Consider the following 26,790-nt stretch of genomic DNA (forward strand, 5'->3'; position numbering starts at 1 on the left):
CTTTTTTCTTGTCGTGGACCGGGTTGATCAATACCCCAGAGCGCAACCATCCTTGCGGGTGTCGCTGCCGCTGGTCAGGAATCCGGTTTCAGGCGTGATGCGGATGGCTTGGCTGCCGCCAATCGGGCTGCTTTGCAGCGACAGCTTGTGCCCGCGCGCCTCAAGGCTGTCGCGGGCCTCTTGCGACACGCCCGGCTCGATCTGAAGCTCCCCGCCAAAGGCAAAGCTGCGCGGGGCATCCATAGCTTCTTGCAGCGATTGTCCAAGATCAAGCACGCCTGACAGAAAGGCTGCATGGCCCGCCGCCTGATACTGGCCACCCATCACGCCGAACGGCATGACAGCGGCGCCGTCCTTGCACAGCATCCCCGGAATGATCGTGTGCATCGGGCGTTTCATCGGCGCGATGGCATTCGGGTGCCCCTCGATCAGCCGGAAGCTGGCGCCGCGCGAATGGAACAGCACGCCGGTGTTGGGATCGAGCCGGGTCGAGCCAAAGCCATGGAAGATCGAGTTGATGAAGCTCAGCGCGTTGCCGTCGCCGTCGACGACGCAAAGGTAGATGGTATCGCGATGCTCGGGCTCGTCCCACAACGCCGGGGGCAGGGCGCGGGTCATGTCGATGCGCGCGGCCAGTGCGTCGACCACCTCGTCGGACAGCAGCTGCTCGACCACGCCGGGGCAATCAGCGGGATCGGCGATCAGCGCGTCGCGGTGATGATAGGCCAGCTTGGTCGCCTCGGCGTGCAGGTGGATGCGGTCTGCCTCGGACAGCCCGTCGCCCATGTCGAATTTCGACAGGATGCGCAGAATCAGAAGCGCCGCAAGCCCCTGACCGTTGGGCGGGCATTCCACCACATCGTGGCCGCCATAAGGCGTCGAGATCGGATCGACCCAGATCGCCGCGTCCTTGCCAGCGTGGAAATCTTCCTCGGTGTGAAGCCCGCCGAGGCTGCGCAGATGGGCCACCATGCTGGCTGCGGTGTCGCCTTCGTAAAAGCCGGCAGCGCCTTTCTCGGCGATTTCGCGTAAGCGGGCGCCCAGCAGCGGCTGGGCATGGCGCTGGCCGACCTTCGGTGCGGCGCCGCCGGGCAGGAACAGCGCGCTTGCATGCGGGTCCTGCGCCACGAGCGAGGCCACACCCGCCCAATCCATGGCGACGCGCGGCGTCACCGGATAGCCGTCTTCGGCGTAGTGGATGGCGCTGGCAAAGAGCTGCTCCAGTGGCAGCGAACCATGCGCCTCATGCAGCGCGCACCATGCCGAGATCGCGCCCGGCACCGTCACCGCGTGCGGGCTGGTTTGCGGAATCTCATCGCTCAGACCGGCGGCTTGCAGCGCTGAAACCGTTGCCGCCGCAGGCGCGCGGCCAGAGCCGTTCAGCGCCGTCACCTTGCCGCCCTTCGGAGCGTATAGCGCAAAGCAATCGCCGCCGATGCCGGTCATCAGCGGATCGACAACGCATTGCACGGCCACCGCCGCGATCGCAGCATCCACGGCATTGCCGCCTGCGGTCAGTATCTTGAGCCCGGCGGCGGTTGCCAGCGGATGCGACGTGGCGATCATCGCCTCTGTCGCGATCGGGGCGGGGCGGCGGGCTGAGAAGAAATCGAAATCCATGCGTCCTCCTGTTGAATGGCCGACGGGGTCCGTGAGTGGTGTGAGCTGTTCCCCTGCGGCCTGCCCACACAGCGCCCCGTCCCGATCGCTGTCAGATATGGATTCAATTCCATTCGACATGTATACATATGTAGGATTCGCCGCCACCGATCAACGAAAGACAGCACCCTTGGGCCATCGCGCTGCAGAAATATTGCTCGAAACCTTGGAGTCCGAGATCGTATCGGGGGCGCTGCCGCCGGGTGCGCCGTTGTCGGAACTGGCGCTGGCGGAACGATTCGGCGTCTCGCGCACCCCGGTGCGAGAAGCGCTACTAGAGCTCGAACGCGCCGGGCTGGCCGAACGCGGGGCGCGGCGGGCGTTCTTTGTGCGCGCTCTGGGGGCGGAGGAGCTCGCCGATCTGTTCGAAGCTTCGGGCGAGGTGGAAAGCGCGCTTGCCGCGCTGGCAGCACATCGCATGACCGAGATCGAGCGTCAGGCGCTGATCGCTCTGGCCGAGGCGCCTGCGGCCAGCGCCGCCGACTATTCCGACCTGAACCGGCGTTTCCACGATGCCATCAAATCCGGGGCGCGCAACGCGACGCTGGCCCAGTTGCTGGGCGGGCTCGACCTGCGCACCAGCGCATGGCGCGCCGCCAATTTTCACGAGGCCGAAGAGCGGCAGACAACATCGCGGGCCGAACACCTGAAGATCGCGACGGCCATCGCGCAAGCCGACGCCGAGCGGACCCGCAGCCTGATGCGGCGCCACGTGGCGCAATCCCATAGCGTGCTGGCGGAGATTCTTGCCCGCCGCGGCAGATGACAAGGAGAGACGGGGAATGGATGTAGCTTTGTTGCTGGAGCTTTTGCTCTTTCTGGTGGTGATCGGGGGGCTGGCCGGGGTTCTGGCCGGCCTGCTTGGGGTCGGGGGCGGCATCGTGCTGGTGCCAGCGTTTTTCTTTGCGTTTCAGGTGATGGGCTATGACGGCCCGCAACTGATGCAGGTCTGCCTTGCGACATCGCTGGCGACAATCATCGTGACCTCGATACGTTCGGTGGCCAGCCACAATCGCAAGGGCGCGGTGGATTGGGAGATCCTGAAGGGCTGGGCACCGGGGATCGTGGTCGGTGCGATCGTCGGGGTGTTGGCGGCTTCGGCGTTGCGCTCGACCACGTTGCAGATGATCTTTGGCGGGCTGGCTTTGGTCATCGGCCTGTACATGGCCTTTGGACGCTCAAGCTGGCGGCTGGCAGAACAGATGCCCTCGGGCGGGCGGCAATACCTGTATTCGCCGCTGGTCGGCTTCTTGTCGGTGTTGATGGGAATCGGCGGCGGCAGCTTTGGCGTGCCGCTGATGAGCCTGCACGGAATGGCGATCCACCGGGCCGTTGCCACGGCGGCGGGGTTCGGCCTTGCGATCGCGCTGCCCTCGGGGGTGGGGTTCCTGTTTCTGGAGATCGCCGCCGAGTCGCGCCCGCCGCTGACCATCGGCGCGGTGAACCTGCCGGGGTTCCTTGTGGTGATCGCGATGACCATGCTGACCGCGCCGTTGGGGGTCAAGCTGGCCCATTCCACAGATGCGGCAAAGCTCAAGCGGATCTTTGGGGGGTTCCTGATCCTTGTTGCGCTGAACATGCTGCGCAAGGCGCTGATGGGCTGATCGGAAGACAGAGGGGCCAAAAGAAAACGCCGGGCACAAGGCCCGGCGTTTTTGTCTGATGACGGTGGCGGGCCTTAGCTGGCGGGCACGTCGGGGGTGCCGGCGCCGGCCGGTTTCGGGGCACCGGTCTTGCCGCGGGTCGACAGCGGGTCGTCCTGACGTTGCACCGAGCCTTCGAAATGCGCGCCGCTTTCGATGGCGATGGTCTTGTGGATGATGTCGCCTTCGACACGGGCGGTGGCGGTCAGGCGAACCTTGAGGCCGCGGACCCGGCCAACGATGCGCCCGTTGATCACCACGTCATCGGCGACGACTTCGCCCTTGATGGTGGCAGACTCGCCGATGGTCAGAAGATGCGCGCGAATGTCGCCTTCGACGGTGCCTTCGACATTGATGTCGCCGGTGGTGCGCAGGTTGCCAGTGATGTGCAGATCACTCGAAAGCACCGATGCCGGGGGTTTGGCCTTGGGCGGCGCCGAGGGCTTGAATTCCGGGTTCGGCGAGCGCGAGGCGTCGGACATGGGCGCCGGTTTGGGCGCGTCGTCGGCCTTGGGTCCGGGCTCGTTGATCTTGCTCTTAGAAAACATCGTTTGCAGCCTTGATGTAGATCATGGGATTTATCGGTTCGCCTCCGACGCGGACTTCGTAGTGAAGATGCGTTCCAGTGGACCGTCCGGTATTTCCCATATCACCGATGCGATCGCCGCGCGATACCTTTTGGCCGACCTTCACGCGGATTTTCGACATGTGCCCGTAGCGGGTCTCTATTCCGAACTCGTGCTTGATTTTCACCAGACGTCCGTATCCCGATTGCCAACCGGCCCAGGTGACGACGCCGTCGGCGGTGCTGTAAATCGCGGTGCCGTGCGGCGCGGCAAAATCGGTGCCCGCGTGCAGGCGACCCCAGCGATAGCCAAAGCCCGAGGTAAAGCGGAACGGATCCTTGAGCGGCACCGCGAACGGCGCTTTCTGCGCGGCGATGCGATACATGTTCAGCCGGTCCATTTCGCCAAGGATCTGGTTGGCGCGGGCGGTATCGGCCGAAGGGGCCTCGCCGCGGGTCGAAAAGGTCAGCGGGGTCAGCGGGCCGCCCTGACCGGAATAGCCCTTGCGCACCTCCTTGATGATGCGGTCGGGGTCCATGCCGGCGGCGGTGAACATCTTGTCGAGCGGCTTGACCGAGATGGTCATCGCCTCTTCGAGCTGGCGGAAAATGCGGTCGTTCTTTTCTTCCATGACGCGCATGTCGGTGGCCATCTTGTCGGCGCGCACCAGCGCGTCCTGCGCGTCGGCGATGACCTGATCGCGCTCTTCGGCGGTGCGGGCCAGCGCTTCGGACAGCAGGTCGAGCGAGCCGTCGGCGTCGCTGCTGCCCGCCATCAGGGTGCCGCCGCCCTCGATCTGCGCTTTCAATGCGGCAAGCTGGTCGCCGACCTCTTCGCGCTCCATCATGGTGTCGCGCAGCGTGGTCTGGATGACGTCGATGCCGGTTTCAAGCTCGCGGCGGCGGGTCTCGGAGTCGAGCAGGCGGCTCTGCATCGACGACACCTGCGCCAGCGCGGTGTTGAAACGATTCTGGGCGGCGAGGGCTTCGGCGGCGCGGGAGTCGCGTTCGCTCGAAAGCTCGTTGAGGCGGCGCTGATAGGTAAGCTGGTCGCGACGCGCCTGTTCGCGGAAGTTCCCGGCGCTGATGCTGTCCATCAGCAGGATGGCGGTGGCGATGATCGCCCAGGACACAAGCAGCGCCCCGCCAAGATATGCCACGGCCTGCGTTTCCGGACGCAGGCGGATGAAGCGTGTGTCAGTGTCGGATTTGAGGAAAAGCCGTCGTTCCGGAAAGAAGCGCTCCATCAGCGCATGGGTTCTGATCGCGAGACGCGTTCGCACCTGTCCGTCCTTTTTTCCGTCCCTGTCAAACGTGGCGCGCTTCCCCGAAAGCCGGCCTCGTGCCAAGGGGCTTAAAGGCCGTGTCGCCCGCGTGCAACATGTTTGGGCGTTGCTGCAGCGCAGAGCCGCGAAACCTTGCGAATCCGGCAAAAATCCGCCGATGCCAAGGGCTTCGCGTCAACCCGCATGAGTTATTTCTGGGCTAGGCCGTCAGCGAGGGGCCAGTAGAAGTCTGGCGGAAGTCCGGCTTCGGCGCGTTTTTCATCGTTGAAAGGGGGCTTCAGCGCCCCGTGGAAATAGCGGCGCACGAGGGCATGGAACTGCTCGCGCGGGTCTATTTCGTGACGGCCACAGAGGAAGTTGAACCATTTCGAGCCATAGGCGACATGGCCGACTTCCTCGGCGTAAATGGTCTCCAGCGCGGCGACGACGCTGTCCATGTTGGCGCGTTTGAACAGCGTGATCATGCCGGGGGTGACATCAAGGCCGCGCGCCTCGAGCACCATCGGCACCACGGCGAGCCGGCCCATCAGATCCTCGGCCGTGTCTTCGGCGGCGCGCCACATGCCGGCATGGGCGGGCAGGGCACCGTAAGAGCTTTCAAGCTCTTCAAGGCAGTCGCACATCAGGTTGAAATGCTTGGATTCCTCATCGGCGGCCCGGACCCAGTCATCGTAGAACCCAAGCGGAAAGGGCACGTCGGTAAAGCGGGCGATAAGGTCCCAGTGCAGATCGACGGCGTTCAGCTCGATATGCGCCACGGCGTGCAGCAGCGCGATGCGCCCCTGCGGCGAGCCGGGCTTGCGCTTGGGCACATCGCGCGGGTCCAGCAACTCGGGCCGCTCCGGGCGGGCCGGGCGCGGGGGCGGCGATGCCTGTCCGATCGGCAAGGGGGCCTCGGCGTCGCGCGCGGCAAACCACGCGGCGGCATGGGCGCGGGACTTGGCGGTTTTCTCGCGCCCGTCGGCGGTGGTGAGCACATCCACCGCCATGTCGCTCAGCGTCATCATCTGCGTTCGGCCTTTCGTTTCAGTGCCTGACCATCCTGCATCGAAGAATGGTCGATCTGCTCAGAGCGCCCGCGCCGCGTCGAGCACCTCGGCCGCGTGGCCCGGTACCTTCACCTTGCGCCATGCCTTGGCGATGCGCCCCTCGCCGTCCACGAGAAAGGTGCTGCGCTCGATCCCCATGAAGGTCTTGCCGTACATCTTCTTCTCGGTCCATACGCCGTAATCTTCGCAGACCTGCGAAGCTTCATCGGACAGCAACGGCACGGTCAGCGCCTTCTTGGCCATGAATTTGTCATGGCTGGCAAGGCTGTCCTTCGAGATGCCAAAGACCTTGACCCCGGCGGCCTCGAACTCGGCGAGCAGCGCCGAGAAATCCTGGTTCTCAACCGTGCAACCCGAGGTGTCGTCGCGCGGGTAGAAGAACAGCACCACCGGCGCGGGGCGCAGGGCGGACAAGGTGACCTCGTCGCCGCCAGTGACGGGCAGGGTGAAATCGGGGGCCATTTCGGCGTCGGGCTGGGTCATGACGGGCGCTCCGGCTAAGGTGTTTCGCAATCGGTGTGATTGCATGTAGAACGCATCGAAGCGAATGGAAAACGAAACAGGGCACGTGGCAGGCGTATCAGGCAGAATAAAGCGCCAGCGTGGGCGCCGCGAACGCTACGCGCGGCGTGCGGGCTGGGGCTTGGCGGTTGTCGCGATCCTCGCCCTGCTTGGCTATGCGCTTGTGTCACGGCCGCTGTCGGCGCCGGACTGGTTGCGCGCCCGGATCGAAGAACGCATCGCGCAGGCGGTTCCGGGCCTGAGGGTCGATTTCGGCGACCTGCGTTTGCGCATCGATGCCGGCGGATCGGCCCGTATCGGCGCCTCTGACGTGGTCTTTCGCTCGGATAGCGCCGGCGAGATCGGCTCGCTTGGCAATCTGGAAATCGGGCTTGACCCATGGCCCTTGCTGCATGGCGACGTTCGGCTTGGGGCCGTGCATCTGTCTGGTGCGCTGTTGACGCTGCGCCGGGGGCTCGATGGGCGCATCGGCTTTGCGCTCGACGATTTGTTCGCGCCCAGCGGGCCATCGCCAGACCTTCCCGCCGCCCTTGCCGCTTTTGATGGCGCGCTTGGCGATGCGCGGCTGGCGCAGTTGCGGCGCATCGACGCCGAGGCGGTGACGCTGCGCTATGAGGACGCCCTGACCGACCGGATCTGGATCGCCGATGGCGGGCGCATCAGCGTCGAGCGCAACGGCGATGATCTGACCCTGACCTCGCTTGTCTCGCTGTTGGGCGACGGCGACGGCGTGGCCACGGTCGCCGCAACGATCGAGCGCCGCATCGGCGAGGCCGGCGCCAGCTTTGGCTTCAACCTGTCCAATCTTCCGGCGCAGGATATCGCCAGCCAGACCCCGGCGCTGGCCTTTCTTGGGGGGTTGCGCGCGCCAATCTCGGGGGCGCTGCGCGGATCGCTGCGGGCGGATTCAACGCTTGGGGCGCTGTCGGCGACCTTGCAGATCGGCAAGGGTGTGCTTCAGCCAAACGGCGCGGCGACGCCGATCCCGTTTGACAGCGCGCGGACCTATCTGTCCTTCGATCCGGCCAACGGGCAGCTGAAATTCGATGAGATTTCGGTACAAAGCGGCGTCGTTCGCGGGCTTGCGGATGGCACGGCCACGCTTGATCCGGGCGGCGCCATGACCGGGCAGTTGCGCATCAGCCGGATCGAGGCCGATCCGGGGGATCTGTTCGAAGCCCCGCTGAAGCTGGCCGGTGCGGAAATCGACTGGCGCCTGACACTTGATCCGTTCCGCTTTGAACTGGGCCGTCTGCGCAGCACCGATCCCGATCTGCCGCTGCGCCTGTCCGGCGCGGTGTCGGCGGAACCCGGCGGCTGGCAGCTTTCGGTCGATGGCACGCTGGATCATCTGCGGCTTGACCAGCTTTTGCAGCTCTGGCCCGACCGGCCCGCGGACAAGCCGCGCGACTGGGTGGCAAAGAACGTGAAGGCTGGCCGGCTCGAACATGGCATCTTTGCGCTGCGCATCGCGCCCGATACGCCGCCGCATCTGTTTATCGATGCGCGGCTCAAAGAGGTCGCGCTGACCTACGCGCGCACTCTGCCCGCTCTGACCGGCGCCGACGCGCAGCTGACCATCGACGGAACGCGGCTTGCGGTGGCGCTGGAACGGGGCATCGCCACCCCGCCCGAAGGCGGCGCGCTGCAAGGCGCGGGCACGCGCTATGTCATCCCGGATATGAAGGCCAAGCCAGCGACTGGCGAGCTGACCCTACATGCCAGCGGCCCGCTGACCGCGGCCCTGTCCTATATCGACAGCCCCGGAATGGCGTTCATGAGCAAGGCGGGAAAGCCGGTCGATCTGGGGCAGGGGCAGGCCGAGGTCACCGGGTTCATCACCCATCCGCTGGTGCCCAAACCGCCACGCGAAGACATCACCGTCAACGTTCAGGGCGTGGTGCGCGGCTTTGACAGCACCAATGTCATCCCCGGCCGCCGCCTGACATCAGAGCAGCTGGCAATCGATGTCACCGATGAGCGGCTGGTGATCTCGGGCAAGGCGGCGTTTGACGGCGTGCCCTTCGATGGCAACTGGACCCAGCCGCTGGCGCCGGGCTCGCCGTCGCGCGTCGACGGGCAGGTGATGTTGTCAGACGCGTCGGCGCGGGCGCTGGGGCTGGCGCTGGCACCCGGCACCATCAGCGGGCAGGGCCCTGCGACGCTGGGCATCGATCTGGTGCGCGGTCAGGCGCCGCGCTATGCGCTTGGCTCGGATCTGGCGGGCATCGGGCTGTCGATTCCGCAGATCGGCTGGCGGCTGGGCGCTGCGCAGACCGGGCGGCTTGAGGTGACGGGAACGCTGGGCCAGCCGGTGACGGTCGAGCGGCTGGCGCTGTCGGGCGCCGGGCTGGATGCGGCGGGAACGGTGACGCTCAGCCGCGCTGGACAGTTCGAACGGCTCGACCTGCCACGGCTGAGGGTCGGCAACTGGCTCAGCAGTTCGGCGCGCATCGACGCGCGCGGACAGGGCTCTGCCCCGGCAATTGCGCTTAGCGGCGGCACGCTGGACCTGCGCAGCGCCGCCTTTGGCGGAGGTGGCAGCGGCAGTGGCAGCAGCGCGAGCGGCCCGGTGAGCGTGACGTTTGATCGGCTTCAGGTCAGCGACGAGATTTTCCTTGATGGGTTCAATGGCAGCTTTCGCCCGGTCAGCGGCGGGCTTGCGGGCAGTTTCGAGGCGCGCGTCGGCGGCACCGCCGCCATCAAGGGCGCGCTCGAACCCCGCAACGGCGGCAATGCCATCCGCATCACCAGCCGCGATGCGGGCGATGTGCTCGCCGGCGCGGGGATCTTTCGCAGCGTCAAGGATGGCACTTTCGATCTGACGCTGATCCCGGTCAGTGGCCGGGCCGGAGAATACGATGGCACTCTGCAGATCAACGAGGCCCGGCTTCAGAATGCGCCCGGCATCGCGGGGCTGCTGGATGCGATCTCGGTCGTGGGGTTGATCGACGAGCTGAACGGCGCCGGGCTGTATTTCACCGAGGTCGAGGCGCGGTTTCGCCTGACCCCCCGGCAGGTCATCCTGCAACGATCAAGCGCGGTCGGCCCGTCGATGGGGATATCGATGGATGGCTATTACGACCTTGCGAACCGGCGCATGGACATGCAGGGAGTGCTTTCGCCGATCTATGTGCTCAACGCGATCGGGCGGCTGTTCGCCCGCAAGGGCGAGGGGTTGATCGGCTTCAATTTCAACCTGCGCGGGGCGGTCGGCTCCCCCGATGTCTCGGTGAACCCGCTGTCGGCCTTCACGCCCGGCATGTTCCGCGACATCTTCCGCCGCCCGCCCCCTGACCTGCGGCAATGAGAGACCCCGATGAACCTGTCCGATTTCGATTTCACCCTGCCCGAAGAGCTGATCGCCACGCGCCCGGCCTCTCCCCGTTCCTCGGCGCGGCTGCTGGTGGCGCAGGGCGATGAAATCAGCGACGGCGTGGTGCGCGACCTGACAGACTGGCTGCGCCCCGGCGACCGGCTGGTGCTGAATGACACCCGTGTCATCCCGGCGCGGCTGTTTGGCTGGCGCGAGCGGGACGGCGCGCAGGGGCGCACCCGCGCCCAGATCGACCTGACGCTGCTGGAACCGCGCGCCGATGGTTGCTGGGCGGCGCTGGTCAAGCCATTGAAAAAGCTGCGCGAGGGCGAGACGGTGGTGTTCTCTGACGCGCTGTCGGCCGAGCTGATCGCGCGCGAGGACGGGCAGGGGCTGTTCCGCTTCAACCTTGCGGGCGAAGATTTTGATGCGGCGCTCGAAGAGGCGGGCGCGATGCCGCTGCCGCCCTATATTGCCGCCAAGCGCCCCGCCGATGCCCGCGACAAGAGCGATTACCAGACCGTCTGGGCCGAGCGCAGCGGCGCTGTTGCGGCGCCCACGGCCTCGTTGCATTTCGATGCGCCGCTGCTGGACGCGCTGGCGGCGAAGGGCGTGCAGTTCACCCATGTCACGCTGCATGTGGGCGCGGGCACCTTCCTGCCGGTCAAGGTCGATGACGTGACCACCCACAAGATGCACGGCGAATGGGGCGAGGTGACGCCGCAGGCCGCCGTCGAGATCGCTGCCACCAAGGCAAATGGCGGCCGGGTGATCCCGGTCGGCACCACCGCGTTGCGCCTGATCGAGACCGCCGCCCGCGACACCGGCGCCATCGCGCCATGGACCGGGGTCACCGATATCTTCATCTATCCGGGCTTTGCCTTCCGGGTCACCGACGCGCTGATGACCAATTTCCACCTGCCGAAGTCGACGCTGATGATGCTGGTCTCGGCGTTGATGGGGCAGGAACGGGTGCGGCGGATCTATGCGCATGCCATCGCCGAACGCTATCGGTTCTTTTCCTACGGGGATGCCTCGCTGCTATTGCCGTGAAGTCCTGTACAGACCTTCGGCTTCATTTGGCCTTCGGGGTTGTGTGGCAGGCCCTTTGCATGGCACGGGCAGGGAACCAGTGATCGAATCCACAACCCGGCGAGGCGCATCATGTTCGAAGTCCTGAGACACTCCTGGCCGCTGCTTCTGGGCATGTTGCTGCTGATGCTTGGCAATGGCCTTCAGGGCTCTTTGCTGGGTGTGCGCGGCGCTGGCGCCGGGTTTTCCGCCTTTGAAATGTCGGTGGTCATGTCGGCGTATTTTGTCGGCTTCCTTGTGGCCTCGCGGCTGACGCCGGGGATGATCCGCCGGGTCGGGCATGTGCGGGTGTTTGCGGCGCTGGGGTCGTTCATCTCGGCGGTGATGATCCTGTATCCGGCGTTTCCGCATCCGGTCACATGGACCATCGAGCGCATGGTGATCGGTTTTTGCTATTGCGGCGTGTACGTTACGGCGGAAAGCTGGCTCAACCACTCGTCGTCGAATGAACATCGCGGACAGGCGCTGTCGCTCTACATGATCATGCAGATGCTGGGCATCATCGCCGCGCAAGGGGTGCTGCTGGTCCCGGATCCGTCGGGCTTTTTGCTGTTTGTGATCCCGTCGGTGCTGGTGTCGATCGCCTTCGCGCCGATCCTTTTGACGGTGTCTCCGACCCCGGCCTTTGACACCACGCGCCGCATGACCCTGCGCGAGCTTTACGGCGTCTCTCCGCTGGGGGTTACGGGAATGTTGCTGCTGGGCGGCGTGTTCTCGGCGCAGTTCGGCATGGCGGCGGTGTTTGCCGCCGAAGCGGGGCTGAAACTGACGCAGATCTCGATGTTCGTCGCCTCGTTCTATGTTGGCGCGCTGTTCACGCAATATCCGCTGGGCTGGCTGTCAGACAGGATGGATCGCCGTCAACTGACGGCGGCAGTGGCGCTGGTGGGCGGGCTTGCCGCCTTGCTGGCAACCTTTGTACCGGATCAGTTCACCATCCTGCTGGTGGCTGCGTTTATCTCAGGGGGCACCGCCAACCCGCTGTATTCGCTGCTGATTGCCTATACCAACGATTTCCTGCCGCGTGAAAGCATGGCCTCCGCCTCGGCCGGTCTGTTGTTCGTCAACGGCGTGGGCGCCATTGCCGGCCCCATCGCGACCGGCTTTGCCATTCAGAGGTTCGGGCCGGGAGGGTATTTCGGCATCATCGCGATCCTGATGCTGAGCCTGACGCTCTATGCCGCTTGGCGTATGACCCGCCGCGCAGCGCCCAAGGTGTCCGAGACCAGCTCTTATACCGCGGTTCTACCCTCGGCGACGCCGGTTGCGATGGAAGTGGCGCAGGAGGTGGCGATCACCGCCGCCGAGGCCTCCGATGCCGACAGGCCCATGCAGGACTAAGATGCCGCGACGCGGCATCACCGCAAACCGGTGGAATGTCGCAATTGACAGAAATCGTGACTTTCGATCTTGGGCGCAGCCCATGTAACCTTTGTGTGATGCACATGAGGGTGGGTCACTATAAGGAGCGAGATCAATGAAGGGGCCCGAAGAAATTCTGGCGTTCTGGCTTGATGAAGTCGGTGCCAGCAAATGGTACGCGCAGGACGCGGCGCTTGATGACCGCATCCGCGATGAGTTCCAGGAAACCTGGGAGGCCGCCATGGAGGGCCGTTTTGGCCTGTGGCTGACCTATCCCAGTGGCGCGCTGGCCTATATCGTGCTGCTCGACCAGTTCTCGCGGAACATGTTCCGGGGCGATGCGCGCGCCTTTTCGGCAGACGAGGTGGCGCTGGCCGCCGCCAAACAGGCGATCTGGCGGGGCTGGGATCTCAAGATCGAAGAACCGGCGCGGCAGTTCTTCTATCTGCCGCTGATGCATTCGGAAAACCTGTGCGATCAGGATCGCTGCATCCGCCTGATGAAAGAGCGCATGCCAGAGAGCGGCGCGTCGAACCTGCTGCATGCGCGGGCCCACCGTGAGGTGATCCGTGACTTTGGCCGCTTTCCCACCCGCAACGTGGCCCTGTCGCGCGCGACCACCGCGTCTGAACGCGATTTTGTCGAACGTGGTGGCTATGGCGAAACCCTGCGCAAGCTGTCCGCCGAAGCGGCCTGATCCAGCGCTGCAAGGCTGAACAGGCTCGTCCGGGCGTTCCGGGCCGGCCGTTTTATCGGGCTGTTCGCGTTGCACCGGGACGCGAAATTGCCTGCGTCCCTTGCTTTGCGTTGAACCGTTTCCGCAAATGGTTTAATACCAAACCAATTTCACACGGCAGGAGAGAGCCATGGCTTCGCAAAGCTTCGACATGATCGTCATTGGTGCCGGACCCGGGGGCTATGTTGCCGCCATCCGCGGCGCGCAGCTCGGGCTTAAGGTGGCCGTTGTCGAGCGCGAGCACATGGGGGGCATCTGCCTCAACTGGGGCTGCATCCCGACCAAGGCGCTGCTGCGCTCGTCCGAGATCTATCATTTCATGCACCGCGCCAAGGAATACGGCCTGTCGGCGGAAAAGATCGGCTTTGATCTCGACGCGGTGGTGAAGCGTTCGCGCGGGGTGGCCAAGCAGCTCAACTCCGGCGTGTCGCACCTGCTCAAGAAGAACAAGGTGACGGCGATCATGGGCGAGGCGACCATCGCCGCCAAGGGCAAGGTCACCGTCAAGACCGACAAGGGCAGCGAAGAGCTCACCGGCAAGGCCATCGTCATCGCCACCGGCGCGCGCGCCCGCGAGCTGCCCGGCCTTGAGGCCGACGGCGATCTGGTCTGGACCTACAAGCATGCCTTGCAGCCGGGGCGGATGCCGAAAAAGCTGCTGGTCATCGGTTCTGGCGCGATCGGCATCGAATTCGCCAGCTTCTACAACACGCTGGGCGCCGACACGACGGTGGTCGAGGTGATGGATCGCGTGCTGCCGGTGGAAGACGAGGAAATCTCGAAATTCGCCAAGAAGCAGTTCGAAAAGCAGGGCATGAAGATCCGCGAAAAGACCATGGTCAAGAAGCTTGATCGCGGCAACGGCAAGGTGGTCGCCCATATCGAAGCGGGCGGCAAGACCACGACCGAGGAATTCGATACGGTGATCTCGGCGGTCGGCATTGTCGGCAACACCGAGGGGCTGAACCTCGAGGGCGTTGGCGTCAAGGTCGAGCGCACCCATGTGGTGGTCGACAAGCATTGCCGCACCGGGGTCGAAGGCATCTACGCCATCGGTGACATCGCAGGCGCACCGTGGCTGGCGCACAAGGCGAGCCACGAGGGCGTCATGGTGGCCGAACTGATCGCGGGCGGGCATCCCCATGCGGTTGATCCCGACAGCATCGCAGGCTGCACCTATTGCCATCCGCAGGTGGCCAGCGTCGGCCTGAGCGAAGCAAAGGCCAAGGCAGCGGGTTACGAGATAAAGGTCGGGCGCTTCCCGTTCATCGGCAACGGCAAGGCCATCGCGCTTGGCGAGCCCGAGGGCATGGTGAAGACCGTGTTCGATGCCAAGACCGGCGCGCTGCTGGGGGCGCATATGGTCGGGGCAGAAGTCACCGAGCTGATTCAGGGCTATGTCGTCGGGCGCCAGCTTGAGACCACCGAAGAAGACCTGATGAACACCGTCTTCCCGCACCCGACCCTGTCGGAAATGATGCATGAATCGGTGCTTGATGCTTGGGGGCGTGCGATCCACTTCTGACTCTGTGCGGCGGGGCAGTGCCCCGCCGTCGCAACCGGACCTGCCTGTCAGAGGTGGGCTCGGCTCTGCCTTAGCGGTGGGGAACGTGCCGCGTCGATTTGCCGATCTGGCCAATTGGCGCGGGATGACCGAAAACTGGCTTGCAAATGGCGTGGTCCGCGCCGCCGCAGCTTAGCCGCGACCGGTCAGGAACCCGTGGACCCTCGGGCGCAGCCAATCCCAGAGCGCGGGCGCGCCGCGGCGGATTTTCGGCGCGAGGCGGGCCTCGAAGGTCGGGAAATCGACATTGTAATCGGTCCAGCTGCCGCCGCCCGATGCAAGATTGAGGTTGGGCGGCTGGAACCGGTCCAGCGATTTGGCAAAGACCGCGTCCGGCGTCTCGTTCTGCTCGAATTCCTGCCAGAGCGCCAGCAGCTCTGCGCCCTGATCGGGCGGCAACAGCCCGAAGAGCCGCGTTGCTGCGGCCTGTTCGGCGCGCGCCATCGCGGTTTCATCGACCTCGCCGAAGATCGGCGCATCCCCGGCATCGATCTCGACCAGATCATGGATCAGCAGCATCCGGATCACGCGGGCAAGGTCGATGCCCTCGGGCGCGTGTTCGCCCAGCACCAGCGCGAACAGCGCAAGATGCCAGCTGTGCTCGGCCGAATTCTCGAACCGCCCGTCATGGTTGCGGGTGGCGCGGATGATGGCCTTGAGCTTGTCGGCCTCCATCAGGAAGGCCATCTGCGCGTCGAGGCGGGCGCTCACGCCCCCGCCTCTTTTTCCAGCGCGTCGAGCTTTTCCATGATGAAGGCGCGCGCCCGCCGTTCGGCAAGGCGCACCCGGACCGAGGTCAGGAACGCCTCTTCGAGCGTGGTCGAGGAGGCGCCGAGGATCGACGCCACCTCCATGTAGAACCGGTCGTCGCCGGTTGCGTCCATCACCTTGAAGGTGTCTTCGGCAAGCGCATTGGCAAGGTCACTGGTCAGCGACATCGGCGCGCCCTAGCGGCTGGTCTCGGTCAGGCGACGTTTGACGTAGCCGTTCACTGTCGAGATCATCGTGTCCATGTGCGGCTCTTCGAAGAAATGGCCGGAGCCTTCGATCTGCTCATGGGTGATGGTGATGCCCTTCTGTTCCTTGAGCTTGTTCACCAGCGCCGTGGTATCGGCGGGCGGCGCCACCTTGTCGGCGGTGCCGTTGATGATCAGGCCCGAAGACGGGCAGGGCGCGAGGAACGAGAAATCATACATGTTGGCGGGCGGAGACACCGAAACGAATCCGGTGATCTCGGGGCGGCGCATCAGCAGCTGCATGCCGATCCATGCGCCGAAGGAGAAGCCCGCGACCCAGCAATGTTTCGAGTTGTTGTTCATCGACTGAAGGTAGTCGAGCGCCGAGGCGGCATCGCTCAGCTCGCCGATGCCCTGATCGTATTCGCCCTGACTGCGGCCAACGCCGCGAAAGTTGAAGCGCAGCACCGTGAAGCCCATCTTGTGAAAGGCATAGTGCAGGTTATAAACAACCTTGTTGTTCATCGTGCCGCCGAACTGCGGGTGCGGATGAAGGATGATCGCGATCGGGGCGTCGCTTTCCTTTTGCGGGTGATAGCGGCCTTCGAGGCGGCCTTCGGGTCCGGGAAATATGACCTCGGGCATCGGTGCGATCTGCTCCTGCTACAATCCGGCAATTCTTGACGAAACTGCTCGGGTATCTTAGAACCATTCCAAATCCGGAGTCTTTCCGGTCGGGTTGATGCTGCAGATAGGCAATCAGTCCGGGAAGGTCAATTGTTGGCGCGGATTGCGCAGGGGAGATGTGGCATGAAACTCAGCACCAAGGGGCGGTATGCGATGGTCGCGCTGACCGATATCGCGCTTCAGCCCGACGGCGATCTGGTGACGCTGGGCGACATTTCAAAGCGGCAGGACGTGTCGCTGCCCTATCTCGAGCAGCTTTTCGTCAAGCTGCGGCGCGCCGGGCTGGTGGCCTCGGTGCGTGGGCCGGGGGGCGGGTATCGCCTTGCGCGGCCTGCGTCCGAGATTCGGGTGGTGGATATTCTTGCTGCCGTGGATGAGACGGTGGATGCGATGCACAAGGGCGCGGGCGCTTCGGGTGGAGCGTCTGGCAGTCGGGCGCAATCGCTGTCGAACCGGCTTTGGCAGAGCCTGTCGGCGCATGTCTATGTGTTTCTGCACCAGACGCGGCTGTCGGATCTGGTCGACAATTCGCTGGCGCCCTGTCCAGCGGTGCCGACGCTGTTTTCGGTTGTGGATGAGGCCTGAGGGGGCCGCCGCTTGCGGGGGAGCAGGGGGCCAGCCCCCTCGGCCTTGCGGCCTCACCCCCGGAGTTTATCGGGCAAGATGAAGATAAGGATCCCACGTGCAACGCTGTTATCTTGACTGGAATGCCACGGCACCGCTGCGCCCCGAGGCGCGGGCGGCGATGATCGAGGCGCTTGGCGTTGTCGGCAACCCATCCTCGGTGCATGCCGAGGGGCGCGCCGCCAAGGCTTTGGTCGAGCGGGCGCGCGGGGCGGTTGCATCGGCGTTGGGGGCGGATGGGGCGGATGTGATTTTTGTCTCGGGGGCCACCGAGGCGGCGGCGCTGGCCTGCGCCGGGCGTGATCTGCTGGCGGCGCCGGTAGAGCATGATGCGGTGCTGGCCTGGGTCGACCCGAGGCTTGAGGTTGATGCGCGCGGGCAGGTTGCGGTGTCGGATCCGGCGCGGACAGCCTTGCAATTGGCCAATTCCGAGACCGGCATCCTTCAGGATCTGCCGCAGGGGCTTGCGGTGGTCGATGCGACGCAGGGGTTCGGCAAGATGCCCTTTGCGTTCAACTGGGCGGGATGTACGGCGGCGCTGATCTCGGCCCACAAGCTGGGCGGGCCGAAGGGAATCGGGGCGCTTGTGGTGCGGCGCGGCACTGACGTTGCGGCACAATTGAAGGGCGGCGGGCAGGAGATGGGCCGCCGCGCGGGCACGGAAAACCTTGTCGGCATTGCCGGATTTGCCGCTGCTGCCGAGGCGGCGCAGCGCGATCTTGAGGCCGGTGTCTGGACAGGGGTGGAAAAACTTAGAAACATTCTAGAGAATGTGATTGCGGACGGCGCAAATGATACTATTTTTGTCGGGAAAGATGCGCCGCGCCTGCCCAACACGGCCTGTTTCGCCTGTCCCGGATGGAAGGGCGAAACGCAGGTGATGCAGATGGATCTTGCCGGCTTCGCGATCAGCGCGGGATCGGCCTGTTCCAGCGGCAAGCTTCGGCCCAGCGGGGTGTTGCTGGCCATGGGGTATGATGCCGAGACGGCGCGCAGTGCGATCCGGGTCAGCCTCGGGCCGCAGGTGACGGAAGCGGATGTGATGCGCTTTGCCGATTGCTGGCTGCGCAGCCGCGCGAAATTTGGCGCAAGACGCGCCTGAGGGCCAAGTGCCCGGATGAGATGAACGCGCCTTCGGGTGCAGCACAGGAGAGATGACATGGCAGCCTTTGACGACGTGACTGTCAAGGATGGCGTCGAGCAGGAGACCGTGGATGCGGTCGAGGCCGTTTCCACCTATAAATACGGTTGGGAGACCGACATCGAGATGGAGTATGCCCCCAAGGGGCTGTCCGCCGATATCGTGCGCCTGATTTCGGAAAAGAACGACGAACCCGAATGGATGACGGAATGGCGTCTTGCCGCCTATGAGCGCTGGCTGACCAAGGAAGAGCCCACTTGGGCGATGGTCGATTACCCCAAGATCGACTTTCAGGATCAGTATTACTACGCCCGCCCCAAGAGCATGGCGAGCAAGCCGCAATCGCTGGACGAGGTCGATCCCAAGCTGCTGGCGACCTATGAAAAGCTGGGCATTCCGCTGAAAGAGCAGATGATCCTTGCCGGTGTCGAAGGGGCCGAAGACGCTGCCCCGGCCGATGGTCAGGAACGCCGCGTCGCGGTGGATGCGGTGTTCGATTCCGTCTCCGTTGGCACCACCTTCAAGAAAGAGCTCGAGAAGGCCGGGGTGATCTTCTGTTCGATCTCCGAGGCGATCCGCGAGCATCCCGAACTGGTGAAGAAATACCTCGGTTCGGTGGTTCCGGTATCGGACAACTACTATGCGACGCTGAATTCCGCCGTGTTCTCGGATGGTTCGTTCGTCTATGTGCCGCCCGGTGTGCGCTGCCCGATGGAGCTGTCGACTTATTTCCGCATCAACGCGGAAAACACCGGCCAGTTCGAACGTACGCTGATCATCGCCGACAAGGGCAGCTATGTGAGCTACCTTGAAGGCTGCACCGCGCCCAAGCGCGACGTCGCCCAGCTGCACGCCGCCGTGGTCGAGATCATCATCGAGGAAGACGCCGAGGTGAAATATTCCACGGTGCAGAACTGGTTCCCCGGCGACGAGGACGGCAAGGGCGGCATCTACAACTTTGTCACCAAGCGCGCCGATTGTCGTGGTGATCGGGCCAAGGTGATGTGGACGCAGGTTGAAACCGGCTCTGCGGTGACGTGGAAATACCCGTCCTGCATCCTGCGCGGCAATGAATCGCAGGGCGAGTTCTATTCAATCGCCATCGCCAACAACCACCAGCAGGCCGACACCGGCACCAAGATGATCCATCTTGGCAAGGACACCCGCTCGCGCATCGTGTCGAAAGGAATCAGCGCCGGGGTGGCTCAGAACACCTATCGCGGGCTGGTCTCGATGCACCCCAAGGCGAAGAACTCGCGCAATTACACCCAGTGCGACAGCCTGCTGATCGGCGATAAATGCGGGGCGCATACGGTGCCCTACATCGAGGTCAAGAACAACAGCAGCCGCGTCGAGCACGAGGCAACCACGTCGAAGGTCGACGATGAGCAGCTGTTCTATTGCCGCCAGCGCGGCATGGATGAAGAAGAGGCGGTTGCTCTGGTGGTGAACGGGTTCTGCAAGGAAGTGCTTCAGGCGCTGCCGATGGAATTCGCCATGGAAGCACAAGCGCTTGTGGCGATTTCGTTGGAAGGGTCGGTGGGCTAAGCGCCCGCCGGGACACCCTGATGATCCAGCAACTGGCCATGCAATCGCTCGGCGCCGGGATCGGCGTGTTTCTGGGCGTGCTCATCGGGCTTGGCATCCGCAAGCGCAAGGGAAACACCGAGGGCCTGCTTGGCGGCTCGGTGATCCTGACCGCAAGCGCGGCTGCCGGGCTTGCCATGATCGTCATGATGGCGATGAAACACTTCACCGCTTGAGGGGCGCGCCATGGCAAACCCTTGGAGCAGATCGGAGCAAGGCATGATCGTGACCACCACCAACACCATCGAAGGCCATACCATCACCGCCTACAAGGGCGTTGTCGTGGGCGAGGCGATCATGGGTGCCAACATCGTGCGGGATCTGTTTGCGCAGGTAACCGACATTGTCGGTGGCCGCTCGGGCGCCTATGAGCGCAAGCTTCAGGATGCCCGCGACGTGGCGTTCAAAGAGATCGAACAGCGCGCCGTCAACCTTGGGGCCAACGCGATTGTCGGCGTCGATCTCGATTACGAAGTGGTCGGGAATTCGATGCTGATGGTTTCGGTGTCGGGCACGGCGGTGGTGATCGCGTGAGCCTTGCCACGCCCATAACCCGGCCAGAGCTGACCATGCCCGAGGCAGAGGCGGCGCTCTTGCGCGCCGAATATGCCCGCGCAGGGGTGGTGCTGGAATACGGTTCGGGCGGGTCCACGGTGCTGGCGGCAGAGCAGCCGGGTAAGACCGTGATCTCGGTCGAATCCGACCGGGGCTGGGCGCAGATGATGCGCAACTGGTTTGCACAGACGCCGCCCGCGTCGGGGGCGCAGGTCGATATCATCTGGGCCGACATCGGCGAGACCCGCGAGTGGGGCCACCCGGCCAGCGACAGCGACTGGCGACGCTGGCCGCGCTATCCGCTCGAGGTCTGGGGCCTGCCGGAATTCCGCCAGCCGGACGTGGTGCTGGTGGATGGCCGCTTTCGGGTCGGCTGCGCGCTGGCGACGGCGTTCCTGAGCGAGGCGCCCCTCGTGCTGCTGTTCGACGATTACGCCGGGCGCCAACATTATCACAAGGTCGAGCAGTTCCTCGGCCAGCCGCAATTGACCGGGCGTATGGCCCGGTTCGACATCACCCCGCAGCCCATCCCGCCGGGAAAGCTGCTGCGGATCATCGAATGGACGATGCGGCCCTAGTTGCGCCGCGACCGAAAACATGCCTGCAAAGGAGCAAAAGATGCTTGAGATCAAGAACCTGCACGTGAAACTTGAAGAAGAGGATAAGCAGATCCTCAAGGGCGTGAACCTGACCGTCGAGGCGGGCAAGGTGCATGCGATCATGGGCCCGAACGGGTCGGGCAAATCCACCCTGTCCTATGTGCTGTCCGGCAAGGATGGCTATGAGGTCACCGAGGGCTCCGCGACGCTCGGCGATGTCGATCTGCTCGATATCGAGCCCGAAGAGCGCGCCGCCGCCGGTCTGTTCCTTGCCTTCCAGTACCCGGTCGAAATTCCCGGCGTTGGCAACATGACCTTTCTGCGCACCGCGGTGAACAGCCAGCGCAAGGCGCGCGGCGAAGAGGAAATGTCGTCGACCGAATTCCTCAAGGTGGTGCGTGAAAAGGCGAAAAGCCTGAAGATCGACGCCGACATGCTCAAGCGCCCGGTCAATGTCGGCTTTTCCGGCGGCGAGAAGAAGCGCAACGAGATCCTTCAGATGGCGATGCTCGAGCCGAAGATGTGCATCCTTGACGAGACCGACTCCGGCCTCGATGTCGATGCGATGAAGCTGGTTGCCGATGGCGTCAACGCGCTGCGCGACGAAGGCCGCGGCTTCCTTGTCATCACCCACTACCAGCGCCTGCTCGATCACATCAAGCCGGACGTGGTGCACATCATGGCCAATGGCCGTATCATCAAGACCGGCGGGCCGGAGCTGGCGCTTGAAGTCGAGCACAACGGCTATGCCGACCTGATGGCAGAGGAGGCGTAAATGTCCCTTCCCCAACTCAAACTTGACGCGACCGAGGCGCGGATTGCCGCGCTCGATCTGCCGACCGATGGCTGGGCGGCGCCGGCGCGTGCCGATGCGCTGGCGCGGCTGCGCGTCATGGGCCTGCCCGGTGCGCGCGATGAATACTGGAAATACACCCGCCCAGAGACGCTGACCGCCGTCGAGGCGCCCGTCGCCGCGGTGTTCGCCGCCGAAGAGACGCCGGTGTTTGGCACGGTTGATCGGCTCAAGATCGTTTTCACCGATGGGGTGTTCGACGCCGAGGCCTCGGATGATCTGTCGCTTGAGGGCGTCGAGATCGCCCGGCTTGCCGACAGCGCCGATATCCATTGGGCCAAGGATCTGTATGGCGCGCTGGAAACCGCGGGCCAGACCCCGGTGATGCGCCCGCTCGCGACGCTCAACACCGCGTTTGCCAGCGATGGCGTGCTGCTGCGGGTGACCGGCAAGGTTAGCAAACCGATCGCGCTGATCTACAACCATGCCTCCGAAGCCTCGGATGCGATCCTGCATCACGTGGTCAAGGTCGAGCAGGGCGGCGATGTCACCCTGCTGGAAAGCGGCCCGGCGGCGGCGCGGTTCAACAACGTGCTTGAGGTCGAGGTGGCCGATGGCGCGGGCTTCCATCATGTGCGTGCGCAAGGGCGCGATCACCAGCGCCGCGCGGCCACGCATATCTTTGCGCGGCTTGGCACCGAAAGCGCGTTCAAGACCTTCACCCTGACGGCGAACGGCGTGCTGACCCGCAACGAGGTTGTGGTGGAGCTGACCGGAGATGATGCGCTGTGCCATGTCGCCGGGGCTTGCATGGGCGATGGCGAGTTCCACCACGACGACACGGTGTTCATCACCCATGACGCGGTGAACTGTGAATCCCGGCAGGTGTTCAAGAAGGTGCTGCGCAACGGCGCGCAGGGCGTGTTTCAGGGCAAGATTCTGGTCAAGCCCGGCGCGCAAAAGACCGACGGTTACCAGATCAGCCAGTCGCTGCTGCTGGACGGCGACAGCCAGTTCCTTGCCAAGCCCGAGCTGGAAATCTACGCCGACGACGTGGCCTGCTCGCACGGGTCCACCTCGGGCGCGATCGACGAGGACGGCCTGTTCTATCTGCGTGCCCGTGGCTTGCCGCGTGGCATCGCCGAAGACCTGCTGACCATCGCCTTCATCGCCGAAGCGGTGATGGAGATCGAATCGCAAGAGCTGCAGGACGAGATCAACGCGCGCGTCGAGGCATGGCTGGAGCGTCGACGCGGATGACGCTCTCGCGCGAGATCGTGGCCACGTGGCGTGGCCCCGGAGCCGTGGTCTCGCGCCTTTATGCCGAAGGCCAGCGCGAGGATCGTGCGCTGATGCTGCTGATGGCGGCTTGCGCGCTGTTCTTCATTTCGCAAATGCCGCAGCTGGCGCGGCAGGCCCATCTGGATGGCGCGGACCTGAACCCGCGACTTGGCGGCGCGCTGATGGCATGGGTGGTGATCGCGCCGCTGCTGTTCTACGCGCTGGCCTTTGTCGCGCATCTGCTGGCAAAGCTGCTGGGCGGGCAGGGCACTGCCTATGGCGCGCGGCTGGCACTGTTCTGGGCACTGCTGGCCTCTGCGCCGCTGCTGCTGCTCAACGGGCTGGTGGCCGGGCTCATCGGGCCGGGGCTGGAGCTGACATTGGTGGGCGTGGCGTGGACCATCGCCTTCCTGTGGTTCTGGATCGCGGGCATGGTTGCGGTCAACCGGAGGGGCGCGACATGATGACATTCCTTGGACAGCTGGCGCTGAAGACGCTGACGGCACCGCGCGATGTCGCCGCGCTATTGTTGTCGCTCAATTTTTCGCGCGACGCGGTCTATACCACGCTCGGTCTTGCGGTGGTGCTCAACGCCTTTGTGGCGGGGCTGGTGTTGCTGGCGACGGGAACGCAGGCGCTGCCATTGGCGCTGGGGCCGGGGCTGCTTGCGGGGGTCTTTGCGCTGCTGCTGGCGGCGCTGATCGGCGCGATCACGGTGATCGGCCGTGCCATGGGTGGGCGGGCAACCGCCATGAACGTTGCGCTGCTGATCGCATGGGTTCAGATCCTGCGCGCCGGGCTGCAGTTTGCGGTGCTGGTGCTGGGGTTCGTGTCGGGCGGAATGGGCGCGGTTCTGGCAATCGCCGGTGTCATCGTCGGCGCTTGGGTGCTTGTGCATTTCATCGACGTGGCGCATGGCTTCGGCGATCCTTGGAAGGCGGCGATGGTGCTGATTTTTTCCTTTGTCCTGACGGCGCTGGCGCTTGTGGCCGTGCTGGCGGGCTTCGACATTACCCCACAAATGGTGGCAAACGATGTATGACGTGCATGAGATCCGCAAGGACTTCCCGATCCTGTCGCGCGAGGTGAACGGCAAGCCGCTGGTTTACCTCGACAATGGCGCATCGGCGCAAAAACCGCAGGTGGTGATCGATGCGGTGACCCGCGGCTATGCCGAGGAATACGCCAACGTGCACCGAGGCCTGCATTACCTGTCCAACCTCGCTACCGAGAAATACGAGGGCACGCGCGGCATCATCGCCCGCTTCCTTGGCGCAAAGAACGAAGACGAGATCGTCTTTACCTCGGGCACCACGATGGGCATCAACCTCGTGGCCTACAGCTGGGCGATGCCGCGGCTTCAGGCGGGCGATGAGATCCTGCTGTCGGTGATGGAACATCACGCCAATATCGTACCGTGGCATCTCTTGCGCGAGCGGCTGGGGGTGGTGCTGAAATGGGTCGATGTGGATGCCGATGGCGGGCTCGATCCGCAAGCGGTGATCGATGCCATCGGGCCAAAGACCAAACTGGTCGCCATCACCCAGCTGTCGAACGTGCTGGGCACGGTGGTCGACGTCAAGACCATCTGCGCCGCCGCCCGCGACCGCGGCGTGCCGGTGCTGGTCGACGGATCGCAAGGCGCGGTTCACATGCCGGTCGATGTCGAGGATATCGGCTGCGATTTCTACGCCATCACCGGGCACAAGCTGTACGGCCCGTCTGGTTCGGGCGCGATCTACATCAAATCGGCGCGCATGGCCGAGATGCAGCCCTTTTTGGGCGGTGGCGACATGATCCGCGAAGTTCACAAGGACGTGGTGACCTATGCCGATCCGCCAATGAAATTCGAGGCAGGCACCCCCGGCATCGTCCAGCAGATCGGACTTGGCGTGGCGCTGGATTACCTGATGGATCTTGGCATGGACAAGGTCGCGGCGCATGAACACCAGATCGCAACTTATGCGCGCGCGCGGCTCGATGGGCTGAACTGGCTGACGGTGCAGGGCACGACGCCGGACAAAGCCGCGATTTTCTCGTTCACGCTCGACGGGGCCGCGCATGCCCATGATATCTCGACGATCCTTGATAAAAAGGGCGTTGCGGTACGGGCTGGCCATCATTGCGCCGGGCCGCTGATGGATCACCTTGGCGTAGCGGCGACCTGCCGCGCGTCCTTTGCGCTGTACAACACCGAGGCCGAGGTCGATGCGCTGGTCGATGCGCTTGAACTGGCGCATGAGCTTTTCGCCTGATCGCCGCGACGGGGAAATGCGCCTTAGGCGGATTTTCCCGATTGCAGCCCCTCGCGCTTTGCCCTATCAGAGCCATCGCAGGCACCCGTAGCTCAGCTGGATAGAGCGCTGCCCTCCGAAGGCAGAGGCCATAGGTTCGAATCCTATCGGGTGCACCATTTCACAATTCGCTGTTGAAATTTTCCCTAACACCTTGAAGGGAAAAGAAATTTCTGCGGTTCGAACACCCTCATATTCGGCAATAGCCGAGAGGCTCGACAAATGCTAGTCTGAGCACCATTCTCGGCCTCTCAAAATCATAATTATTCCAAATTTTACAAGGGCTTGCCGGGAACTGCATGGCGAGTTCGCACGACTCCTCAAAGGTATGCTTCGGCTTACCCGCCGACGCCATCTGCTCTTTGATCAGAATTCTTTCCTCCTCAAGCTTTTCGACCTTCCGCTCGAAGGCGGACATAACGCTTGCGCTCGTCGCTTCAACGGTGCGCTCGACAAGCGTGTCGATCTGTTTTTCGATTTGCGCCGCTTGCTTCCGTAGTTCTTTGCCAACGCCCTGGGCTTGAGCAAGGCGCATATTCCACGCGTCCTTGAACATGACGCGGGCGAGTTTGAAGAGGTTCTTGGAAGACTCCAGAGACTTAAGAAGCTCTTCAAAGTCGTCCTCAAGCGTGTCGCGCCGAATCGACTTCCTGTAGCTTTCACAGCCCTTCGTCTTGCACAGATAGTAGGGATGCTTTTTACCCGTCTTGCTAGTGGACCAGCAGGCGGTAAGGGCAGAGCCGCAATCATTGCATAGGATGAAACCACGCAGCGGGAAGTCCTGACTAATATCCTTCCTGGCCGGAGCTTTCGCAGTTTCCCTCAAGCGCTCCTGAATACGTTGGTATGTAGAGAAGTCGATGAGGCCTTCATGGTGGCCTTCACGGAGCGAGACGCCCCAAGCTACATGCTCTAGATACCCCGCATAAAGCAGGCGTGTTAGCATTTCGAAAACGCGCTGATTGCGTACCTCACGGTCATTGAGGTCTTTCGGGAAAAGCGGCTGGTGCTCGAGGAAGCGCTTAACCTCCACCTGGGTTTGAAAGCGGCCACATGCATAACCTTCAAGGGCCTCTTGCAGGATCGAGGCGATGGGTGCGTTGCGGATCAAGACCTTCCCGTGCCCACTTTTCGCTTCAAAGCGAAAGCCAATGGGGGCCGAAAACGGCCAATAGCCATTTTGGAGGCGCGCGCGCGTGCGGTTCTTTGTCTGCTCACCATTTTTCTGGCGCTGGTTCTGGGAGACGGATGGGCTCTGTTGTACAAATCCGGTGTGGGATTCATCTGGTGAATCCAGCGTGGTAGCTGCTCTGTATGAGCAGACCGACACAACCGACTTACAAGACCACGAACTGGCCAACCTATAACGAAGCGCTCAAGCGCCGCGGTTCTCTGACGATCCCCTGACCGGCAGAACATGCTTGCATGTGTGAGAGGTTGGTTTGACCCCGAGATGAGTAGGGATGCCGTGCCGACAGG

General features: G+C 63.9%; 27 protein-coding genes and 1 tRNA gene. 19 read left to right on the forward strand and 9 right to left on the reverse strand.

Annotated elements, in window-relative coordinates:
* Window positions 1–27: 27 nt before the first annotated feature.
* Entirely contained in the window at window positions 28–1,620 is a 1,593-nt protein-coding gene (locus tag KO516_RS12150) for a gamma-glutamyltransferase family protein (RefSeq protein WP_216004057.1), read from the reverse strand.
* Window positions 1,621–1,789: 169 nt separating this feature from the next.
* Here KO516_RS12150 and KO516_RS12155 point away from each other — a divergent pair, with 169 nt between their 5' ends.
* Both KO516_RS12155 and KO516_RS12160 read left to right on the forward strand, forming a co-directional pair.
* Complete coding sequence (locus KO516_RS12155; RefSeq protein ID WP_252737562.1) at window positions 1,790–2,425, forward strand: GntR family transcriptional regulator; 636 nt, start codon at window positions 1,790–1,792, stop codon at window positions 2,423–2,425.
* A gap of 16 nt (window positions 2,426–2,441) precedes the next feature.
* The gene (locus tag KO516_RS12160) at window positions 2,442–3,263 is read left to right on the forward strand and encodes a sulfite exporter TauE/SafE family protein (RefSeq protein WP_216004059.1); all 822 of its coding nucleotides are present in this window, start codon (window positions 2,442–2,444) and stop codon (window positions 3,261–3,263) included.
* A 74-nt stretch (window positions 3,264–3,337) separates the two neighbouring features.
* Here KO516_RS12160 and KO516_RS12165 read toward each other — a convergent pair whose 3' ends face one another.
* The 4 genes from KO516_RS12165 to KO516_RS12180 all read right to left on the reverse strand — a co-directional run bounded on the left by KO516_RS12165 (window position 3,338) and on the right by KO516_RS12180 (window position 6,685).
* Window positions 3,338–3,850 (reverse strand): polymer-forming cytoskeletal protein, encoded by a 513-nt coding sequence (locus KO516_RS12165; RefSeq protein ID WP_216004060.1) that lies wholly within the window; start codon window positions 3,848–3,850, stop codon window positions 3,338–3,340.
* A complete protein-coding gene (locus KO516_RS12170) occupies window positions 3,840–5,150 on the reverse strand; it encodes a M23 family metallopeptidase (protein ID WP_216004061.1) in 1,311 nt (436 codons plus the stop codon). The genes KO516_RS12165 and KO516_RS12170 overlap by 11 nt, the downstream gene beginning before the upstream one ends.
* A 191-nt stretch (window positions 5,151–5,341) precedes the next feature.
* Window positions 5,342–6,160, reverse strand: coding sequence for a ferritin-like domain-containing protein (locus KO516_RS12175; protein WP_216004062.1), 819 nt, complete (start codon window positions 6,158–6,160; stop codon window positions 5,342–5,344).
* A gap of 60 nt (window positions 6,161–6,220) precedes the next feature.
* Window positions 6,221–6,685: a peroxiredoxin gene (locus KO516_RS12180; RefSeq protein WP_216004063.1), complete on the reverse strand. Its 465-nt coding sequence runs from the start codon at window positions 6,683–6,685 to the stop codon at window positions 6,221–6,223.
* 160 nt (window positions 6,686–6,845) lie between these two features.
* On the opposite strand from KO516_RS12180, the gene KO516_RS12185 reads away from it, so the two are divergent.
* The 5 genes from KO516_RS12185 (at window position 6,846) to lpdA (ending at window position 14,755) form a co-directional block, all read left to right on the forward strand.
* Entirely contained in the window at window positions 6,846–10,034 is a 3,189-nt protein-coding gene (locus KO516_RS12185; RefSeq protein ID WP_252737563.1) for an AsmA-like C-terminal region-containing protein, read from the forward strand.
* Window positions 10,035–10,043: 9 nt separating this feature from the next.
* A complete protein-coding gene (queA, locus tag KO516_RS12190; RefSeq protein WP_216004065.1) occupies window positions 10,044–11,093 on the forward strand; it encodes a tRNA preQ1(34) S-adenosylmethionine ribosyltransferase-isomerase QueA in 1,050 nt (349 codons plus the stop codon).
* Window positions 11,094–11,204: 111 nt separating this feature from the next.
* Entirely contained in the window at window positions 11,205–12,473 is a 1,269-nt protein-coding gene (locus KO516_RS12195) for an MFS transporter (protein WP_216004066.1), read from the forward strand.
* Window positions 12,474–12,609: 136 nt separating this feature from the next.
* A complete protein-coding gene (locus tag KO516_RS12200) occupies window positions 12,610–13,191 on the forward strand; it encodes a DUF924 family protein (protein ID WP_216004067.1) in 582 nt (193 codons plus the stop codon).
* Between the two features lie 169 nt (window positions 13,192–13,360).
* Window positions 13,361–14,755 carry a dihydrolipoyl dehydrogenase gene (lpdA, locus tag KO516_RS12205; protein ID WP_216004068.1) on the forward strand — a complete coding sequence of 465 codons (1,395 nt, stop codon included), beginning with the start codon at window positions 13,361–13,363 and terminating at the stop codon, window positions 14,753–14,755.
* A gap of 171 nt (window positions 14,756–14,926) precedes the next feature.
* Here lpdA and KO516_RS12210 read toward each other — a convergent pair whose 3' ends face one another.
* The 3 genes from KO516_RS12210 to KO516_RS12220 are packed head-to-tail and all read right to left on the reverse strand — an operon-like array spanning window position 14,927 to window position 16,395.
* Entirely contained in the window at window positions 14,927–15,505 is a 579-nt protein-coding gene (locus tag KO516_RS12210; RefSeq protein WP_216004069.1) for an HD family hydrolase, read from the reverse strand.
* Window positions 15,502–15,732 carry a hypothetical protein gene (locus tag KO516_RS12215; protein ID WP_216004070.1) on the reverse strand — a complete coding sequence of 77 codons (231 nt, stop codon included), beginning with the start codon at window positions 15,730–15,732 and terminating at the stop codon, window positions 15,502–15,504. The genes KO516_RS12210 and KO516_RS12215 overlap by 4 nt, the downstream gene beginning before the upstream one ends.
* A 9-nt stretch (window positions 15,733–15,741) precedes the next feature.
* Entirely contained in the window at window positions 15,742–16,395 is a 654-nt protein-coding gene (locus tag KO516_RS12220; protein WP_216004071.1) for an alpha/beta hydrolase, read from the reverse strand.
* 165 nt (window positions 16,396–16,560) lie between these two features.
* Between KO516_RS12220 and KO516_RS12225 the strand changes: the two genes are divergently transcribed.
* From KO516_RS12225 to KO516_RS12280, 12 genes are all read left to right on the forward strand, one after another.
* A complete protein-coding gene (locus tag KO516_RS12225) occupies window positions 16,561–17,022 on the forward strand; it encodes an Rrf2 family transcriptional regulator (RefSeq protein WP_216004072.1) in 462 nt (153 codons plus the stop codon).
* Window positions 17,023–17,119: 97 nt separating this feature from the next.
* Window positions 17,120–18,163, forward strand: a complete 1,044-nt coding sequence (locus tag KO516_RS12230; RefSeq protein ID WP_216004073.1) for a cysteine desulfurase family protein — start codon at window positions 17,120–17,122, stop codon at window positions 18,161–18,163.
* A 57-nt stretch (window positions 18,164–18,220) separates the two neighbouring features.
* The gene (gene sufB, locus KO516_RS12235; protein WP_216004074.1) at window positions 18,221–19,750 is read left to right on the forward strand and encodes a Fe-S cluster assembly protein SufB; all 1,530 of its coding nucleotides are present in this window, start codon (window positions 18,221–18,223) and stop codon (window positions 19,748–19,750) included.
* A gap of 20 nt (window positions 19,751–19,770) precedes the next feature.
* Window positions 19,771–19,965, forward strand: coding sequence for a hypothetical protein (locus KO516_RS12240; protein WP_216004075.1), 195 nt, complete (start codon window positions 19,771–19,773; stop codon window positions 19,963–19,965).
* A gap of 43 nt (window positions 19,966–20,008) precedes the next feature.
* Window positions 20,009–20,323: a heavy metal-binding domain-containing protein gene (locus KO516_RS12245; RefSeq protein ID WP_216004076.1), complete on the forward strand. Its 315-nt coding sequence runs from the start codon at window positions 20,009–20,011 to the stop codon at window positions 20,321–20,323.
* Entirely contained in the window at window positions 20,320–20,922 is a 603-nt protein-coding gene (locus tag KO516_RS12250) for a hypothetical protein (protein WP_371742078.1), read from the forward strand. The genes KO516_RS12245 and KO516_RS12250 overlap by 4 nt, the downstream gene beginning before the upstream one ends.
* A gap of 40 nt (window positions 20,923–20,962) precedes the next feature.
* On the forward strand, window positions 20,963–21,718 hold the full coding sequence (sufC, locus tag KO516_RS12255) for a Fe-S cluster assembly ATPase SufC (RefSeq protein WP_216004077.1): 756 nt from the start codon (window positions 20,963–20,965) through the stop codon (window positions 21,716–21,718).
* On the forward strand, window positions 21,719–22,996 hold the full coding sequence (locus KO516_RS12260) for a SufD family Fe-S cluster assembly protein (protein WP_216004078.1): 1,278 nt from the start codon (window positions 21,719–21,721) through the stop codon (window positions 22,994–22,996).
* A complete protein-coding gene (locus KO516_RS12265) occupies window positions 22,993–23,481 on the forward strand; it encodes a YIP1 family protein (RefSeq protein WP_216004079.1) in 489 nt (162 codons plus the stop codon). The genes KO516_RS12260 and KO516_RS12265 overlap by 4 nt, the downstream gene beginning before the upstream one ends.
* Complete coding sequence (locus KO516_RS12270; protein WP_216004080.1) at window positions 23,478–24,059, forward strand: YIP1 family protein; 582 nt, start codon at window positions 23,478–23,480, stop codon at window positions 24,057–24,059. The genes KO516_RS12265 and KO516_RS12270 overlap by 4 nt, the downstream gene beginning before the upstream one ends.
* Complete coding sequence (locus KO516_RS12275; protein ID WP_216004081.1) at window positions 24,052–25,272, forward strand: cysteine desulfurase; 1,221 nt, start codon at window positions 24,052–24,054, stop codon at window positions 25,270–25,272. Before KO516_RS12270 ends, KO516_RS12275 begins: the two co-directional genes overlap by 8 nt.
* A gap of 81 nt (window positions 25,273–25,353) precedes the next feature.
* Window positions 25,354–25,430 (forward strand) — tRNA-Arg (locus tag KO516_RS12280).
* Between the two features lie 71 nt (window positions 25,431–25,501).
* Here the strand turns inward: KO516_RS12280 and KO516_RS12285 are convergent.
* On the reverse strand, window positions 25,502–26,422 hold the full coding sequence (locus KO516_RS12285) for a zinc ribbon domain-containing protein (protein ID WP_216004082.1): 921 nt from the start codon (window positions 26,420–26,422) through the stop codon (window positions 25,502–25,504).
* Window positions 26,423–26,790: the final 368 nt, after the last annotated feature.

It is taken from the genome of Citreicella sp. C3M06 (assembly GCF_018860705.1).
Classification (GTDB): Bacteria; Pseudomonadota; Alphaproteobacteria; order Rhodobacterales; family Rhodobacteraceae; genus Salipiger.